The sequence below is a fragment of the Acidisoma silvae genome (assembly GCF_020618775.1).
GTDB lineage: Bacteria > Pseudomonadota > Alphaproteobacteria > Acetobacterales > Acetobacteraceae > Acidisoma > Acidisoma silvae.
This window is the reverse complement of record NZ_JAESVB010000005.1, coordinates 346822-361251: the sequence shown is the minus strand read 5'-3', so window position 1 is coordinate 361251 and position 14430 is coordinate 346822. Positions and strand designations below refer to the sequence as shown.

The window sequence follows — 14430 nt, the reverse complement described above, 5'->3', positions numbered from 1 at the left end:
GCCTCGGTCCATAGGACCGCAGGCGTCTTTGGCTTGTCCCCGAGCCGGCTGTTTAAATTTGCCTGCTTCATATGACTAAGTCTGTTAGACTAAGTTTACGTTGAAGGAGCGTGACGATGCGGACGGTCAATATTCATGACGCCAAGACCCATCTCTCCCGCCTGATCGAGGAAACCCTTGAGCACGGGGAGGGATTTGTCATTGCCAAGGCAGGCCGTCCGGTGGTGCGGGTCATTCCGGTCACCGCACCCGAAACCCCGCAGATCCGCCGTCTTGGTTTCCTGGCGGGGCATATCGAAGTCCCGGATGATTTTGACGCGATCGGCCAAAGCGACATTGCCGACCTATTCGCGGGCGAGGCGTGAAACTTCTCCTCGATACCCATCTGCTGCTCTGGGCTGCCGGCATGCCGGAGAAACTGTCGGCGGATGCTTTGGCCCTGATGGAAGACATTCAGACTACGCTGGTCTTCAGTGTCGCCAGTCTTTGGGAAGTCACGATCAAGGCCCGTCTGGGACGGTCGGATTTTCAGGTCGATCCGCATCTGCTGCGCCGCGGATTGATCGAGAACAATTACGAGGAACTGCCGATCACGGGCAGACATGCCCTGGCCGCCGGCGCCTTGCCCAGCATCCATCGCGATCCCTTCGACCGGATGCTGATTGCTCAGGCCATAACCGAAGGCATGCTTCTTCTGACCCGAGACCCAACCATTCAGGCCTATCCCGGGCCAATACGCGCTGTCTGATCGCGCTTCGCTGACGTCGTCAGCCGTCTAACGCGACAGCAGATTCGTCTTCGCCACATCCATGACCTCATGCCCGCGTCCGCTGAGGATGGCGCGCAACGCCCAGAGGCTGAACCCCTTGGCCTGCGCCGCCTCGATCGCCGGCGGCATGGACAGTTCCTGCGTCGCCGTCACCACATCCAGCAGCGCCGGACCGGGATGGGCCAGAATATCGGCCACCGCCTGCGGCAGCTCGCCCGGATCCTCGACGCGAATGGCGTGAATGCCCATGGCCCGCGCCATGGCCGCGAAATCCGGATTGTCGAGGCGCACGCCGGTATCGACGAAGCCGCCCGCCTTCATCTCCATGGCGACGAAACCCAGAATGCCGTTATTGAAAACGACGATCTTCAGCGGCAGCTTCTGCTGCGTGAGGGTGATGAGATCGCCCATCAACATGGTGAAGCCGCCGTCGCCGGAAAAGGAGACAACCTGCCGCCCCGGCTGCGCCGCCTGGATACCGATGCCATGGGCCATGGCATTGGCCATGGACCCATGCACCCAGGAGCCGATCAGGCGGCGGCGTCCGTTCATGCGCAGATAGCGCGCGGCCCAAATGGTCGGCGTGCCGACATCGGCGGTGAAAACCGCATCCTCGGCCGCCGCTTCACTGACCACGCGCGCCAGATATTGCGGGTGGATCAGCCGCTTGCCCGGCGTGCCTTGCGCCAATTCGTCCAGCCCGGCGCGGGCATGCGTGTAATGATCGAGCGCGTGATCGAGGAAGCTGCGATCGGTCTTGGCCTTCAGACGCGGCAATAGCGCGGCAATCGTCAACCCGACATCGCCGACCAGACCGATATCCAGCTTAGCGCGCCTACCCAGATTTTCGGGTCGGATATCGACCTGGGCGATCTTCGCGTTTTCCGGCAGGAATTGCTTATAGGGAAAATCGGTGCCGAGCATGAGAAGCACTTCGCTCTCCTTGATCGCGGCATAGCCGGAGGAGAAGCCGATGAAACCCGTCATGCCGACATCATAGGGATTGTCGTATTCCACATGCTCCTTGCCGCCGAGGGCATGGACGATGGGGCTTTTCAAAGTCTCGGCCAGTTGCATCAGGGGGCCATGCGCGCCGGCACAGCCGCGCCCGCAGAACAGCGTCACCTTCGCCGCACCATTCAGCAGCTCGGCCAGCTGATCCAGCGCCGCGTCATCCGGCAGCACACGGGGGGATGGCGGCAGCAGCCCCGCGACAGGCGATACGCCATGGGCCGCCGCCGGTTTCAGCGCCACATCGCCGGGGATGACGATGACGGCGACGCCCCGCTTGCCGACAGCGGCGCGGATGGCGTTTTCCAGCACGAAAGGCATCTGGCTGGGGTCGGAGACCAGTTCGCAATAATGGCTGCATTCGCGGAAGAGGTTTTCCGGATGGGTTTCCTGGAAATAGCCGCCGCCGATTTCGGCCGAGGGGATATGCGCCGCAATCGCCACAACCGGCGTGCGGCTGCGATGCGCGTCGAACAATCCGTTGATGAGATGCAGATTGCCCGGCCCGCAGGATCCGGCGCAGACGGCCAATTGGCCTGTCACCTGGGCGGCCCCGGCGGCGGCGAAGGCCGCCACTTCCTCATGCCGTGTATGGACCCATGCGATGCCGCCGTGACGGCGGAGTGAATCCGTGAAGCCGTTCAGGCTATCGCCCACGATGCCGAAAATCTGTTTCACCCCGGCCGTAGCCAGGGTTTCAACCATCTGATCGGCGACCGTTTTGGCTGACATCGGCTTCTCCTGAAGGAAGGGGCGGGCAATAGGCACGCCCCCCAATATGGGCGCGCCCGCCCGCTTTCCTACAAGCCGAATTCGATGAAGAGATCAGTCGCGGCCGATCGGCCGGTAGCCGAAATCGAAGCTGAAGGGTGTTTCCGTCTGCGTCGGGCGCAGATGCAGGGCCAGACCCTGGGCGGCCAGCGCGGCACTGAGATCGACCGAATGCTCGACCTCGAACAGCTGGTCGCGATGCGGCTCGGACCAGGGCGTGATCTGCGCGAGCGCGCGCTGCTTGGCGGTGGCCGCGTCAGGGGCCACCAGCAGGATATTGCGATGCAATTCGCCGAACTCGTCCGGCGTATAGCCGCCCAGATTGATGAAGAAGAGTTTCTCGACCATCCCCGGCGCCGCACCGGGTTCGACGCTGACCGTATAGCCGTCGGCATAGGCAATCGGCGCCCAGGCATCCAGATGCAGCGAGGCCGGCGTGCCCCACCACTGGGCGCGCAAATCATCGTAGCAATCCTCGATCGCGGCACCGACCGAGAAGCGCACGTCATGCAGTTCCGTATTGGAATTGGCGAAGCTGCCGCCGACATAAACCATGAATAACTGCATAGGCGCTCTCGTCTGCTGAGGATGGGCCGGTCCGTCAGGCCGCGAAACGCCCCGGACGGAAGGGGGCAAGCAGGCCATGCTCGATCCCCGTCACAATCTCATAGGCCAGAAGCTCGCCGATGATCAGCCCGAGTGTGGCACCGCTATGGCTGAAGGCCGTATAGGCCCCGGGCAGGCTGGTGAGCGCGCCGACCACCGGCTCGCCGTCACCGGGAATGGGTTTCGGTCCCATGCCGAAGCGCTCGAAATGCAGCTTCGGCTGCCCGTCCAGAACCTTTGATGCCTCATCCAGCAGGCCCTGAATGGTGCTTTCGCGGGCCTCATACCGGCCGTCTCCGTGGATGACGATTTCCTGTTCCGACCAGCCGCTGTCCAGCACCAGCGCGCCGTCCGGCGTCGGCCGCACGGCTATGCGCGGCGTGTTCAGCACGACCTTGAGCGCTGAAAACAGCGGACGGGTTTTGATGAGGAGCGAAATCGGCCTGTCGTCACCGATGGTGATGCCGAGATCGGCGGCCATTGTCGGCACGGCAGGGCCGGTTGCCAACACGACGCGATCGGCAGCGATCACCTGGCCGTCGGCAAGCTGCACGCCCTGGGCGCGACCGCCAGTCGTGACGACACTGGTCTTGCCGGCGTCCGTCACCAGACGACCGCCAAGGACCGTGAATTCCGCCAGAAGATGATCGATCAGCGAGGGCAGATCCACCCAGCCTTCGCCGGGGTTGAAGATGGCACCCTGCGGCGTGACAGCCTGGGCATTCACACCCGGGGTGATGCGCGCCACCTCGGCCGCTGAGAGCCAGCGGCTGTCGTAGCCCAGCGCGCGCTCATGCGCATAGACCTCGGCAATGTCGTTGCTGCCGTCATTCGCGTCCCAGGTCAGCGCGCCGTCGAAGCGCAGCCATGGTGCTTGCGGCAGACTGGCCGACAGCGTGCGGTAGCGGTCGATCCCGGCGATGCGCAGCTGGTGATAGGCGAAGCTGCGCTTCCGGGCGGAATTGAGCCAGGACAGCGACCGGCCCGACGCACCGCTGGCGGGCAGCGTCTCGGTCACCAGCGTCACGCTTGCGCCGGCGCGGAGCAGGTGGACCGCGGTCGAGACGCCGAAAATACCGGCACCGATCACCGCGACATGAAGGGAGGAATTGGTCATGGGCAAGGCTTTCCGAAAGCAGCGGAGGGGTCTGCTCTCGTGTTGCCACAAAAACCTCAGGCAATGAAGAACTGGCTCAACCCCAAGTCCCGCAGACCCCGGCGATAGGCGATGGAACTGCGGTCGGCCGGGATATGCGCCTCCATGCGCGGGTCCAGCGGCAGGTTCTCCGGCTTCTGCATTTCGATGATCGCTTTGTCTTCCTCGAAGACGCGGCGGTTGAAGTCGTAGACATCTTGCACCGGCCCGTCGGTCATGAAATTGCGGGCGATGGGCACGAACAGCCGCGTGACCTTGGCTGAAACGGGGGAGGCGGCGTTGAAGATGGCAAGCCGGCCGCCTTCCGGAAAATGCACGACCAGCGTCGCGACGAAGGGCAATTGCACCGTGAAATGGCGCAGCCAGACGAAGCCCGGCGGCGCATTGCCGTCGATGCCGCGCGGAAAATTACTGACCGTGCTGCGGTAATAGGCATCGAAGCCATTGGCATGCGCTTCGACATCATAGGGCGGCACTTCCAGATTATCCGGGTCGCCGAACGTATCCAGATGCACGAAGCCGAAATGCGCGACGTCCAGAAAGCCTTCCATCTGCCGCCCGGCGAAACCGAAAATATCGATAGAAGGACAGGTGATCTGCTGAAAGCCGTCCTCGTCCCAATGCGGCATGGGGGGAATGGCCGGGCCGTCGCCGTCCTGGTTGTCCAGACAAGTCCAGATCAGCCCGTAGCGGATGGTGGCAGGATAGGTTTTCAGGTGTAGCTTGTTGGGAATGCCGTTGGATGGATGCGCCGGCACATGCACGCAGCGCCCGGCCGCCGCGAAACGCAGACCGTGATAGGGGCAGGTGACGCCGGTCCCTTCGGCATTGCGGCCCATCGACAACGGCACGCCGCGATGCGGGCAAAGATCGTCCGCGACCACGATTTCATCCCCCGCGCGATAGATCACCAGCGGCGCGTCCAGCAGTTTCGCGCCCAGCAGCCCGGTTTCATCCAGATCGCGGACCAGCGCCACCGGATACCAGTGGCGCGCCAGGATGCGCCAATCCTCTTCCAGAAAGGTGCAGCCGCGCGGCAGGGACGGGGTGCCGGCGGTCTTCAGAAGAGTCGCGCTCATTGCTTGGCCTCGCGTTCTGGTGTCTGCCCCCAGTCGTATTGATCGGTCACAGTGACCTCAATAGCTTTGTTGCGCATCGCCCGTTCAAGACAGAGCGCCGTTTTCTCGCGTCTTGCGCGATGTCCGCGGCCGAAACCGGGTCAATGACCGCCCTGGAATTTTGCCTAGGATCGAGAAAGCCATTTCGTCTCTCGCATGATCCAGCGCAAAGACGAGGCGGCGCGCGGCGCATATTCACGCCACCTATTCACGCCATGGGGCTGTGAAATTACACAAATCTGCCGCACTTACCGATAAAACACGATTGTGATATGATATATTGACTTTTATTGCGATCGAATGGAGTGTTGACCTTGACACCTGAGGCGGAGGGCAGCGCTGGCGCTGAAAAATGCCAAGGGTTCCCATGATCTGACCGATATTTTGTAGCAATGCCGACCGTCGTAAAGGGTGCGCCTGCCATGACCAAGACAACCGGACTCAGCCGGCGGAATCTTTTGCTGACCGGCGCCGCCGCCGGCCTGGGCGCTGGCTTGCAGGCTCTGCCCCGCACGGCCGAAGCCGCGCAGACAATCAAGCTGCTCAATGTCTCCTATGACCCGACGCGCGAATTCTACGCCGATTACGATGCCCGTTTCGCCGCCGCTTGGAAGGCCAAGACCGGGGATGACGTCGCCGTCAGCGTCTCCAACGGCGGGTCGGGCGCGCAGGCGCGCGCCGTCATCAGCGGGCTGGAAGCCGATGTCGTGACGCTGGCGCTGGGCTACGATATCGATGCCATCGCCAAATCCGGCCTGCTCGCGGCTGACTGGGCCAAGCGCCTGCCGAACGGCGGCACGCCCTATACCAGCACCATCGTTTTCCTCACCCGCAAGGGCAATCCGAAGGGGCTGAAGGATTGGCCGGACCTGCTGAAACCCGGCGTGCAGATCGTCGCCGCCAATCCCAAAACCTCGGGCGGCGCGCGCTGGTCCTTCCTGGCCGCCTATGGCTGGGCGCTGAAGCAGTTCGGCGGCAGCACGCAGAAGGCGAATGATTTCATCCGCGCCTATTACAAGCAGGTGCCGGTCCTGGATGCCGGGTCGCGCGGGGCGACGCTGACCTTCACCAATCGCGGCATCGGCGACGTGCTGATTTCCTGGGAGGATGAGGCTCATATGGCGGTCGCCAAGGGTGGCGCCTATAGCATCGTCTATCCGGGAACGAGTATCCTGGCCGAGCCGCCTGTCGCGGTGGTGGATGCCAATGTCGACAAGCACAAAACCCGTGCCGTGGCGGAAGCTTATTTGCAGAACCTCTACACGCCCGCCAGCCAGGACCTTGCCGCGCAGTATTTCTACCGCCCGCGTGACCCGCAGGTGCTGGCCAAATATGCAGCCACCTTCCCGAAGCTCGATCTTTTCACCATCGAGACTTTCGGCGGCTGGCAGGCGGCCCAGAAGCAGTTCTTCGCCAATGGCGGTGTCTTCGATCAGATCTATGGTGGTTGATGTCCCTCGCTGACAGCAGGCCGGCACCCGCATCCAGCCTATGGGGCCGCCTGCGCGGTCAGCGCAGCATTCTGCCGGGTCTGGGTCTCAGTCTCGGCATCACGCTCTTCGTGCTCAGCCTGATCGTCTTTCTGCCGACGGCGGCCATGGTGGGCGATGCCGCGACGCTGGGTGTGGGCGGTCTCGTTCATCTTTTGGCGACGCCGCGCGTGCTGGGTGCCTTCAAGGTCAGCCTGGGCTGCGCCGCCTTGGCGGCGCTGACCTCGGCGATTTTCGGCCTGCTGATCGCTTGGGTGCTGGTCCGCACCCGCTTTCCGGGCCGTAGGCTGGCCGATGCGATGGTCGATCTGCCTTTCGCACTGCCGACCTCGGTCGCGGGTATCGCGCTTTCCACGCTCTACGCGCCGAACGGCTGGCTGGGGTCGCTGGTCGCGCCTTACGGCATCCGCATCTCCTTCACCGTGATCGGCGTCTATATCGCGCTGACCTTCGTCGGCCTGCCCTTCGTCGTGCGCAGTGTGCAGCCGGTCTTGCAGGACATGGAGGCGGAACAGGAGGAGGCAGCCCATATGCTGGGCGCCGGACGGTTGCAGATTTTCAGCCGCGTCATCTTTCCCGCCATCCTGCCGTCATTGACGGCCGGTTTCGCCATGGCTTTCGCGCGGGGCCTGGGCGAATACGGGTCCGTCATCTTCATTTCCAGCAACCGCCCCGGCGTTTCCGAAATCGTGCCGCTGCTGATCGTGAACCAATTGGAGCAGTTCGATTTCGCGGGCGCGGCTGCCATCGGCACTTTAATGCTGATCCTGTCGCTGGCGCTGCTTTGCGGCATCATGCTGCTGCAACGCCTGGTGCGGAGTGGCCGTCATGGCTAAGCGCCCAGCCGTCGGGCTGCGCCGTCAGGGCGGCGTCGCCAATGTCATCATGATCGTGGTGGCGCTGGTCTTCATGGTTCTGTTCCTGCTGCTGCCGCTGGTGACCGTTTTCGCCCAGGCCTTTGCGAGCGGACTGTCCGGCTATATCGCGTCGATCACCGACCCCAACACGCTGTCCGCCATCTGGCTGACGCTGATCGTGGCGGCCGTGGCCCTTGTCGTGAATGTCGTCTTCGGCCTTGCCGGCAGCTGGGCTTTGGCGCGTTTCCGCTTTCCCGGACGCCTCGCCATCCTGACCGTGCTCGACCTGCCCTTTTCCGTCTCGCCGGTCGTCGCCGGGCTGATGCTGGTGCTGCTTTACGGCCGGCAGGGCTGGCTCGGCCCTTGGCTGGAAGCCCATAACCTCAAGATCATCTTCGCACTGCCGGGCATGATCATCGCCACCATCTTCGTGACGTTGCCCTTCGTCGCGCGGGAGCTGATCCCGTTGATGGAGGAACAGGGCGCGGATGAGGAGGAGGCCGCCATCCTGCTCGGCGCATCCGGCTGGCAGATGTTCTGGCGCATCACCATCCCGAAGCTGCGCTGGGGCCTGCTCTATGGCGTTCTGCTCAGCAATGCGCGCGCCATGGGGGAATTCGGCGCGGTCTCCGTCGTCTCCGGCAATATCCTGGGCCTGACGGATACGATGTCGCTCGACGTCAAAGCGCTCTACGATGGCTATAATATCGTCGGCTCCTTCGCCGTCGCCTCGCTGCTGGCGTCGCTGGCGCTGGTGACGCTGGTCGCCAAGACGGTGCTGGAACGGCAATTTCTGACACGCTCGACCAAAGAGGAGGTCAGCGCCTGATGGCCGGCCATGTTTCCATCCGCGACGTTTCCCGCCGCTTCGGCGCCTTCACGGCGCTGGATGCTGTCTCGCTTGATATTCCGGCGGGCGAGCTGGTGGCGCTGCTCGGCCCCTCGGGCTCGGGCAAGACGACGCTGCTGCGGATCATCGCCGGGCTGGACTTTCCGGATACCGGGCAGGTGCTGATCAATGGCGAGGATAATGTCGCCCGCCATCCGCGTGAGCGTGGGGTCGGCTTCGTCTTCCAGCATTACGCGCTGTTCCGCCACATGACCGTCGCCGGCAATGTCGCTTTCGGCTTGCAGGTGCGTCCGCGCGGGCTGCGGCCGAGCAAGGCTGAGATCAAGGCGCGCGTGGCGGCGCTGCTGGACCTGGTGCAGCTCGGCTGGCTGGCGGACCGCTACCCGAGCGAGCTCTCGGGCGGCCAGCGGCAGCGCGTCGCGCTCGCCCGTGCGCTCGCCATCGAGCCGCGCCTGCTGCTGCTGGATGAGCCCTTCGGCGCGCTGGATACCAAGGTGCGCAAGGAACTGGGCCAATGGCTGCGCAACCTGCATCATGATCAGGCCATCACCAGCCTGCTGGTGACGCATGACCAGGAAGAGGCTTTGGAACTGGCAGACCGCATCGTGCTCATGTCCCAGGGCCGGGTCGAGCAGATCGGCACCCCGGCCGAGCTTTACACCAAGCCCGCCAGTCCCTTCGTGCTGGAATTTCTGGGTGAGGCCAATCGCATTGCCGGTGTGGTCGGCGAGGGCGGTCTGGTTCGCGTCGCCGGCACCGGGGACGCGGTTGCGCAGAGTATCGACCCTGGCCATGCGCTGGCCGCAGCGGGGCAGGCGGTCACGCTCTATGTCCGTCCGCATGACCTGCTGTTGGAAGCCCGCGCGGATGGCGCCGCCGTCGTGCGATCCGTCAAGGTCGCGGGCGCTTTCGCCAAGATCGAGGTGGTTCTGGCCGATCAGGTGCTGACGGCGCTGACGCCCTTGCATCGCCTGCCCAGCCTGCATCTACAGGAAGGTTCGCGCGCCCGTCTGGTCGTCGCCCAGGGCATGAGTTTTCCAACGCAGGGCGCGGGCGGGTCGCTGCAATTCGCCGCCCCGCGTAGTTTCGCGATGGCTTAGGGCGTTTCAATTTTGATTGAAGCGCCTCCCCAACCGTCATGCCCGCGAAAGCGGGCATCTTCTAGGCCTTTTCGCAGTGCCAAAGGAAGAGGATTCCCGCCTTCGCGGGAATGACGTCGTTTCAGTGAAGTCTCGAAAAAATATAGGTTATCACTGTTGTGTCGTCCCCAAGCTTGGTCGGGGCGCCCAGGCGGGCAGACCCGCGGGACAAGCGCGGCTGGCCAAGCCCGCGGGTGACGATAGATGAGTGTCCAACCGGCAATTACGCCGCGTCGACCAGCACGATTTCCGCGTCATCCAGGCCGACAATATCAAGCGCCGTTTCGCCGGTCACCGCCGCCCCGTCGCGGGCGTTGAGCGTGGTGCCGTTGATGGTGACTGACCCTTTGGCCAGAACCAGATAGGCATGGCGGCTGGCATCCAGCGGCAGCTGCACCGTCTCCCCCGTTTTGACGGTCGCGCCCATCACCCGCGCATTGGCGCGGATCGGCAGCGCATCCGCGTCACCCGGCAGGCCGCTGGCCAGGGTCACGAATTTCCCCGACCGCGCATCCTTCGGGAAGGGCCGCGCGCCCCAGGACGGCTTGCCGCCGCGTGTTTCCGGCATGATCCAGATCTGGAAGATGCGCGTCGTCTCATCCTCCTCGTTCCATTCCGAATGGCGGATGCCGCTGCCGGCCGACATCACCTGCACGTCGCCGGCTTCCGTCCGGCCCGCATTGCCGAGACTGTCCTTGTGGGTAATCGCGCCCTCGCGGACATAGGTGATGATTTCCATATCGGCATGCGGATGCGGCGGGAAACCGGATTTGCTGGCGATTTCGTCATCGTTCCAGACGCGGATGGCGCCCCAGTTCATGCGCGCCGGATCATAGTAATTGGCGAAGGAGAAATGATGCTTGGCATTCAGCCAGCCGTGATTGGCACCGCCGAGTTCGGCAAAAGATCTGACGTCGATCATCGTCCTGTCTCCGTTGGGGGCCGTGATGGCCCGTCCTTGAGAGGCAAGATGGACCTGGACAGAGACAACGAAAACAGAAAAGATGGAATTCTATTCTTTCCAAAAAGCATGATTGAGCTATGTCACTGCCAGATCTGGAAGCCTGGGCGATCTTCGCCAAAGTCGCCGAAACCGGCTCTTTCGCGGGTGCCGCCGCCGATCTGGGCATTACCGGCCCCACCGTCTCCAAGGCCATCGCCCGGCTGGAGGCGCGGTTCGAGGAGAAGCTGATCCATCGCACCTCCCGCCGGTTCGCGCTGACCGAAACGGGGCGCGTGCTGGCTGTGCGCGCCGCGCAGATATTGGCGGAGGGCGAGGCGGTGGAGGCCGAGGCCCAGGCCAAATCCGCCCGCCCGCGCGGGCGCATAAGGCTGGCCGCGCCCATGTCCTTCGGCCTGCGCCATGTGGCGCCAGCTCTGCCGGATTTCCTGGCCGAATACCCGGATATATCCGTCGACCTGCATCTGGATGATCGGCTGACCGATCTGGTGGCGGGCGCGATCGATGTCGCTTTGCGCATCGCCGATCTGCCGGATTCCGGCCTCGTCGCGCGCCGGCTTTGCCCGGTGCGCCGTCATGTCGTGGCATCGCCCGCCTATGTCGCGCGCTACGGCAAGCCTGCTCGCCCGCGTGACCTCAGCCAGCATCGCTGCTTCGGCTACAGCAATCTCGCCAGCGGCAATGTCTGGCATTTCCGCCATAGCGGTGACGGTGTGGAGGAAGCGGTCAGCGTCACGCCGCGTTTCTCGGCCAATAACGCGGAAGCGCTGACGGCGGCGCTGGAAGCGGGTGAGGGCCTGGCATTGCAGCCTGATTTCATCGTCTGGGATGCGATCGCGGCGGGGCGGCTGACGGCGCTTTTGCCGGATTGGGACAGTCCCAGTCTGGCGCTGCATCTGGTAACGCCTGCCGGCGGTCCGCGCCCGCTGCGCACGCAGGTTCTGGTCGATTTTCTGGTCGGCCGTTTCGCGCATGGCGCGGCACCCTGGACGCAAGCGCGTCTGGCGCAGGCCGTCTGACTGCGATAGCTGGATGCGGCGATGGATGAGTGGGCAAGCCTGTGGCGGATTCGATGCAGCATAAGATGATCGGTGTCGATATCGGCGGCAGTGCGGTGAAGCTCGGCCTTGTGACGGCGCAAGGGCAGATTATCGCCCGCCGCGATATTCCCTTCCGCATAGACTGGAGCTTTGCCGAATGCGCCGCCGCCATCGGCGATGAGGTGGCAGCGCTGATGGCGGGCGGCGCGGATGTCGCGGGCATCGGGATCGGCGTGCCGGCCTATCCGCATCCTGAAACCGGCGCGCTGATGGCACCGGTGCCGAATGTGCCGCCGCTGGCCACAGGCTCGCTCAAATTCGCTTTCGCCGAACGTTTCGGCCTGCCGGTGGTGGTGGGCAATGACGGTGTCTGCGCCGCCCAGGCGGAGCTTGACTTCGGCGCCGGCCGTGCGTTTCGCCGTTTCGCGGTGCTGACGCTGGGCACCGGCATCGGCGGGGCCATCGTCATCGACGGTAAGCTGATCGACGGGCCGAACGGCCTGCCGCCGGAAATCGGTGCCATATCGCTCGACCCGTCACGCAGCGATGTGCAGGACGTGGTGCCGGGCGCTTTCGAATATCTGGCGAGTGCGGCGGCCCTGCTGCGGCGCTATCAGGATCTTGCCGGGTCAGATGTGGTAGCAACGCCGCGCGAGGTCTTCGACCGCGCCAAGGCAGGGGAGGCGCTGGCGCTGCGGGTGGTAGATGAAAATGGCCGTTGGATCGCGCAGGTCGTCGGCATTCTCTCGAATATTCTCAATCTCGAAGCGGTCATCCTGGGCGGCGGCCTGTCCCATGCCGGGCCGTTCCTGCTGGAACAGGTGGAGCGGCACGCGAAGCATTTCTACTGGGCGCCCTTCGGCCGCCCGCCGCAACTGCTGCTGGCCGATTTGGGCAATGACGCCGGCATCATCGGCGCGGCGGCGATTTGTTTCGCCAGCTATGGCGGGTAGATCCGCGGAACAAGTCCGTGGATGACAAAACAAACTATTGTATTGAAGTTTATTTGATCGAGACAAAAATCGTCATCCCGGCCTTGAGCCGGGATCTTCTTACTGAGCGACCAAGAAGATGCCCGTGACAAGCACGGGGATGACGTTGTTTCATTGAAGATCTGACAACTTTAATCTTAGCTCACGTCCCGCAAAACGTCTGCAACACGCGCTCGTCGGTGACGGCTGGCCGCGCATAATCTTCCATGCCCGGCTGATCGTCATAGGGCCGCGTCACGACAGCCAGGAACCGCTCGAACGGGCCGAAATCCTGGCTCTCAACGGCTGCTGAAATCACGCGTTCCATCTGGTGGTTGCGCGGAATGAAGGCAGGGTTCACGCGGCGCATGGAGTCCCGAACCTCGGTCGGGTCGCGACCATCGGCCGCAAGCAACGAACGCCAGCGCGGCAACCAATTGTCCAAAGCGCCTGCATCATCACCGAACAGCGCGCGCAGCGCGGCGTAATCGCCCAGCGCCCGGAAGGTGAGGGTGAAATCGGCACCGTGTTGCGCCATCAATGTCAGCAGCCCGTGCGCGCAGGAGATATGATCCGCCCGCGCGTCCGACAGGCCGATCTTGGCGCAGAGCCCACCGTCATAGGCGGACTGGAAGCGCGGCACATAGACCTCCAAAGCCGCCTTGGCTTCGGCAAGGCCCGTTTCCTCATCCGCGCCGAGGAGCGGAATCAGCGCTTCCGCCAGGCGCGTCAGATTCCAGAACCCGATATTGGGCTGATTGCCATAGGCATAGCGGCCCTGATGGTCGATGGAACTCAGCACGCGGCGGCTGTCATACTCATCCATGAAGGCGCAGGGACCGAAATCGATGGTCTCGCCCGAGATCGCGCAATTGTCGGTATTCATCACGCCATGGATGAAGCCGATATGCAGCCAGCGGGCGATGAGATCGGCCTGCGCCAGACAGACGCTTTCCAGAAAGGCGCGATAGGGGTTGGCCGCCTCGGCCGCCGCCGGATAGTGCCGGGCGATGGCGTAATCGGCCAGGATACGCAAAGCTTCCACGTCACCCTGGGCCGCGAAATACTGAAAGGTGCCGACGCGCAGATGGCTGGACGCCACGCGGGTGAAGATGGCGCCGGGCAGAAGCCGCTCCCGCCGCACGTTTTCACCCGTCAATACGGCGGCCAGCGCCCGCGTCGTCGGCAGGCCGAGCGCGTGCATGGCCTCGCTCACCACATATTCGCGCAATACCGGCCCCAGCGCCGCGCGGCCGTCACCCCGGCGGGAGAAGGGCGTGGGGCCAGACCCTTTCAGCTGAATGTCCCGCCGTCCCTGGCGGCCCACCACCTCGCCCAGCAGCATGGCGCGGCCATCGCCCAGCTGGGGGGAGAAGCCGCCGAACTGATGCCCGGCATAGGCCTGGGCAAGCGGCTCGGACCCGGCCGCCACAGCATTGCCGGCCAGAATGGCAATGCCTTCGGCGCTTTCCAGTTGCACCGGGTCGATACCCAATTCCTTGGCTAGCGCGTGATTGACGCGGATCAGGCTGGGGGCGGCCACCGGCTCGGGCGTCATCTTCACGTAGAAGCGCTCGGGCAGGCGGGCATAGCTATTGTCGAAAGGGATCGTCACGGCCATGGCGCCGGTCTCCAGCCTGGGTCAGAACTGAAGATAGGGCTGGCCGTGCGCCCTCACAATGCGCCGGCCG

General features: G+C 64.0%; 14 protein-coding genes. 8 read left to right on the top strand and 6 right to left on the bottom strand.

The genetic code is table 11. The annotated features are described in order from the left end of the window. Positions 1-116: 116 nt before the first annotated feature. Complete coding sequence (locus ASILVAE211_RS14230; RefSeq protein ID WP_227321990.1) at positions 117-365, top strand: type II toxin-antitoxin system Phd/YefM family antitoxin; 249 nt, start codon at positions 117-119, stop codon at positions 363-365. Beyond that, the gene (locus ASILVAE211_RS14225) at positions 362-748 is read left to right on the top strand and encodes a type II toxin-antitoxin system VapC family toxin (protein WP_227321989.1); all 387 of its coding nucleotides are present in this window, start codon (positions 362-364) and stop codon (positions 746-748) included. Before ASILVAE211_RS14230 ends, ASILVAE211_RS14225 begins: the two co-directional genes overlap by 4 nt. A gap of 27 nt (positions 749-775) precedes the next feature. Here the strand turns inward: ASILVAE211_RS14225 and poxB are convergent, their stop codons facing one another. The 4 genes from poxB to ASILVAE211_RS14205 form a co-directional block, all read right to left on the bottom strand. Then, the gene (gene poxB, locus ASILVAE211_RS14220) at positions 776-2512 is read right to left on the bottom strand and encodes a ubiquinone-dependent pyruvate dehydrogenase (protein ID WP_227321988.1); all 1737 of its coding nucleotides are present in this window, start codon (positions 2510-2512) and stop codon (positions 776-778) included. Between the two features lie 93 nt (positions 2513-2605). Next, positions 2606-3118: a DUF1543 domain-containing protein gene (locus ASILVAE211_RS14215; protein WP_227321987.1), complete on the bottom strand. Its 513-nt coding sequence runs from the start codon at positions 3116-3118 to the stop codon at positions 2606-2608. Between the two features lie 34 nt (positions 3119-3152). Beyond that, entirely contained in the window at positions 3153-4274 is a 1122-nt protein-coding gene (locus ASILVAE211_RS14210) for an NAD(P)/FAD-dependent oxidoreductase (protein ID WP_227321986.1), read from the bottom strand. 56 nt (positions 4275-4330) lie between these two features. Beyond that, positions 4331-5392 carry an aromatic ring-hydroxylating dioxygenase subunit alpha gene (locus ASILVAE211_RS14205; protein WP_319799573.1) on the bottom strand — a complete coding sequence of 354 codons (1062 nt, stop codon included), beginning with the start codon at positions 5390-5392 and terminating at the stop codon, positions 4331-4333. 461 nt (positions 5393-5853) lie between these two features. Here ASILVAE211_RS14205 and ASILVAE211_RS14200 point away from each other — a divergent pair, with 461 nt between their 5' ends. The 4 genes from ASILVAE211_RS14200 to ASILVAE211_RS14185 are packed head-to-tail and all read left to right on the top strand — an operon-like array spanning position 5854 to position 9728. After that, the gene (locus ASILVAE211_RS14200; RefSeq protein WP_227321985.1) at positions 5854-6882 is read left to right on the top strand and encodes a sulfate ABC transporter substrate-binding protein; all 1029 of its coding nucleotides are present in this window, start codon (positions 5854-5856) and stop codon (positions 6880-6882) included. Then, on the top strand, positions 6882-7757 hold the full coding sequence (cysT, locus tag ASILVAE211_RS14195; protein WP_227321984.1) for a sulfate ABC transporter permease subunit CysT: 876 nt from the start codon (positions 6882-6884) through the stop codon (positions 7755-7757). Before ASILVAE211_RS14200 ends, cysT begins: the two co-directional genes overlap by 1 nt. After that, positions 7750-8607: a sulfate ABC transporter permease subunit CysW gene (gene cysW / locus ASILVAE211_RS14190; RefSeq protein WP_227321983.1), complete on the top strand. Its 858-nt coding sequence runs from the start codon at positions 7750-7752 to the stop codon at positions 8605-8607. Before cysT ends, cysW begins: the two co-directional genes overlap by 8 nt. After that, the gene (locus ASILVAE211_RS14185; RefSeq protein ID WP_227321982.1) at positions 8607-9728 is read left to right on the top strand and encodes a sulfate/molybdate ABC transporter ATP-binding protein; all 1122 of its coding nucleotides are present in this window, start codon (positions 8607-8609) and stop codon (positions 9726-9728) included. The genes cysW and ASILVAE211_RS14185 overlap by 1 nt, the downstream gene beginning before the upstream one ends. Positions 9729-9990: 262 nt before the next feature. On the opposite strand, the gene ASILVAE211_RS14180 is transcribed toward ASILVAE211_RS14185, so the two are convergent. Beyond that, positions 9991-10689 carry a pirin family protein gene (locus ASILVAE211_RS14180; protein ID WP_227321981.1) on the bottom strand — a complete coding sequence of 233 codons (699 nt, stop codon included), beginning with the start codon at positions 10687-10689 and terminating at the stop codon, positions 9991-9993. Positions 10690-10808: 119 nt separating this feature from the next. Between ASILVAE211_RS14180 and ASILVAE211_RS14175 the strand changes: the two genes are divergently transcribed. Both ASILVAE211_RS14175 and ASILVAE211_RS14170 read left to right on the top strand, forming a co-directional pair. Further along, a complete protein-coding gene (locus tag ASILVAE211_RS14175; RefSeq protein ID WP_227321980.1) occupies positions 10809-11747 on the top strand; it encodes a LysR family transcriptional regulator in 939 nt (312 codons plus the stop codon). Positions 11748-11800: 53 nt separating this feature from the next. Then, the gene (locus ASILVAE211_RS14170; protein ID WP_227321979.1) at positions 11801-12721 is read left to right on the top strand and encodes an ROK family protein; all 921 of its coding nucleotides are present in this window, start codon (positions 11801-11803) and stop codon (positions 12719-12721) included. 181 nt (positions 12722-12902) lie between these two features. Here the strand turns inward: ASILVAE211_RS14170 and ASILVAE211_RS14165 are convergent, their stop codons facing one another. After that, complete coding sequence (locus ASILVAE211_RS14165) at positions 12903-14360, bottom strand: protein adenylyltransferase SelO (RefSeq protein ID WP_227321978.1); 1458 nt, start codon at positions 14358-14360, stop codon at positions 12903-12905. Positions 14361-14430: the final 70 nt, after the last annotated feature.

Excerpts from the sequence above, each read along its gene's own strand:
- ASILVAE211_RS14230 (WP_227321990.1), top strand. The coding sequence starts at position 117 with ATGCGGACGGTCAATATTCATGACGCCAAGACCCATCTCTCCCGCCTG.
- poxB (WP_227321988.1), bottom strand. The coding sequence starts at position 2,512 with ATGTCAGCCAAAACGGTCGCCGATCAGATGGTTGAAACCCTGGCTACG.
- ASILVAE211_RS14215 (WP_227321987.1), bottom strand. The coding sequence starts at position 3,118 with ATGCAGTTATTCATGGTTTATGTCGGCGGCAGCTTCGCCAATTCCAAT.
- ASILVAE211_RS14210 (WP_227321986.1), bottom strand. The coding sequence starts at position 4,274 with ATGACCAATTCCTCCCTTCATGTCGCGGTGATCGGTGCCGGTATTTTC.
- ASILVAE211_RS14205 (WP_319799573.1), bottom strand. The coding sequence starts at position 5,392 with ATGAGCGCGACTCTTCTGAAGACCGCCGGCACCCCGTCCCTGCCGCGC.
- ASILVAE211_RS14200 (WP_227321985.1), top strand. The coding sequence starts at position 5,854 with ATGACCAAGACAACCGGACTCAGCCGGCGGAATCTTTTGCTGACCGGC.
- cysT (WP_227321984.1), top strand. The coding sequence starts at position 6,882 with ATGTCCCTCGCTGACAGCAGGCCGGCACCCGCATCCAGCCTATGGGGC.
- cysW (WP_227321983.1), top strand. The coding sequence starts at position 7,750 with ATGGCTAAGCGCCCAGCCGTCGGGCTGCGCCGTCAGGGCGGCGTCGCC.
- ASILVAE211_RS14185 (WP_227321982.1), top strand. The coding sequence starts at position 8,607 with ATGGCCGGCCATGTTTCCATCCGCGACGTTTCCCGCCGCTTCGGCGCC.
- ASILVAE211_RS14180 (WP_227321981.1), bottom strand. The coding sequence starts at position 10,689 with ATGATCGACGTCAGATCTTTTGCCGAACTCGGCGGTGCCAATCACGGC.
- ASILVAE211_RS14175 (WP_227321980.1), top strand. The coding sequence starts at position 10,809 with ATGTCACTGCCAGATCTGGAAGCCTGGGCGATCTTCGCCAAAGTCGCC.
- ASILVAE211_RS14170 (WP_227321979.1), top strand. The coding sequence starts at position 11,801 with ATGCAGCATAAGATGATCGGTGTCGATATCGGCGGCAGTGCGGTGAAG.
- ASILVAE211_RS14165 (WP_227321978.1), bottom strand. The coding sequence starts at position 14,360 with ATGGCCGTGACGATCCCTTTCGACAATAGCTATGCCCGCCTGCCCGAG.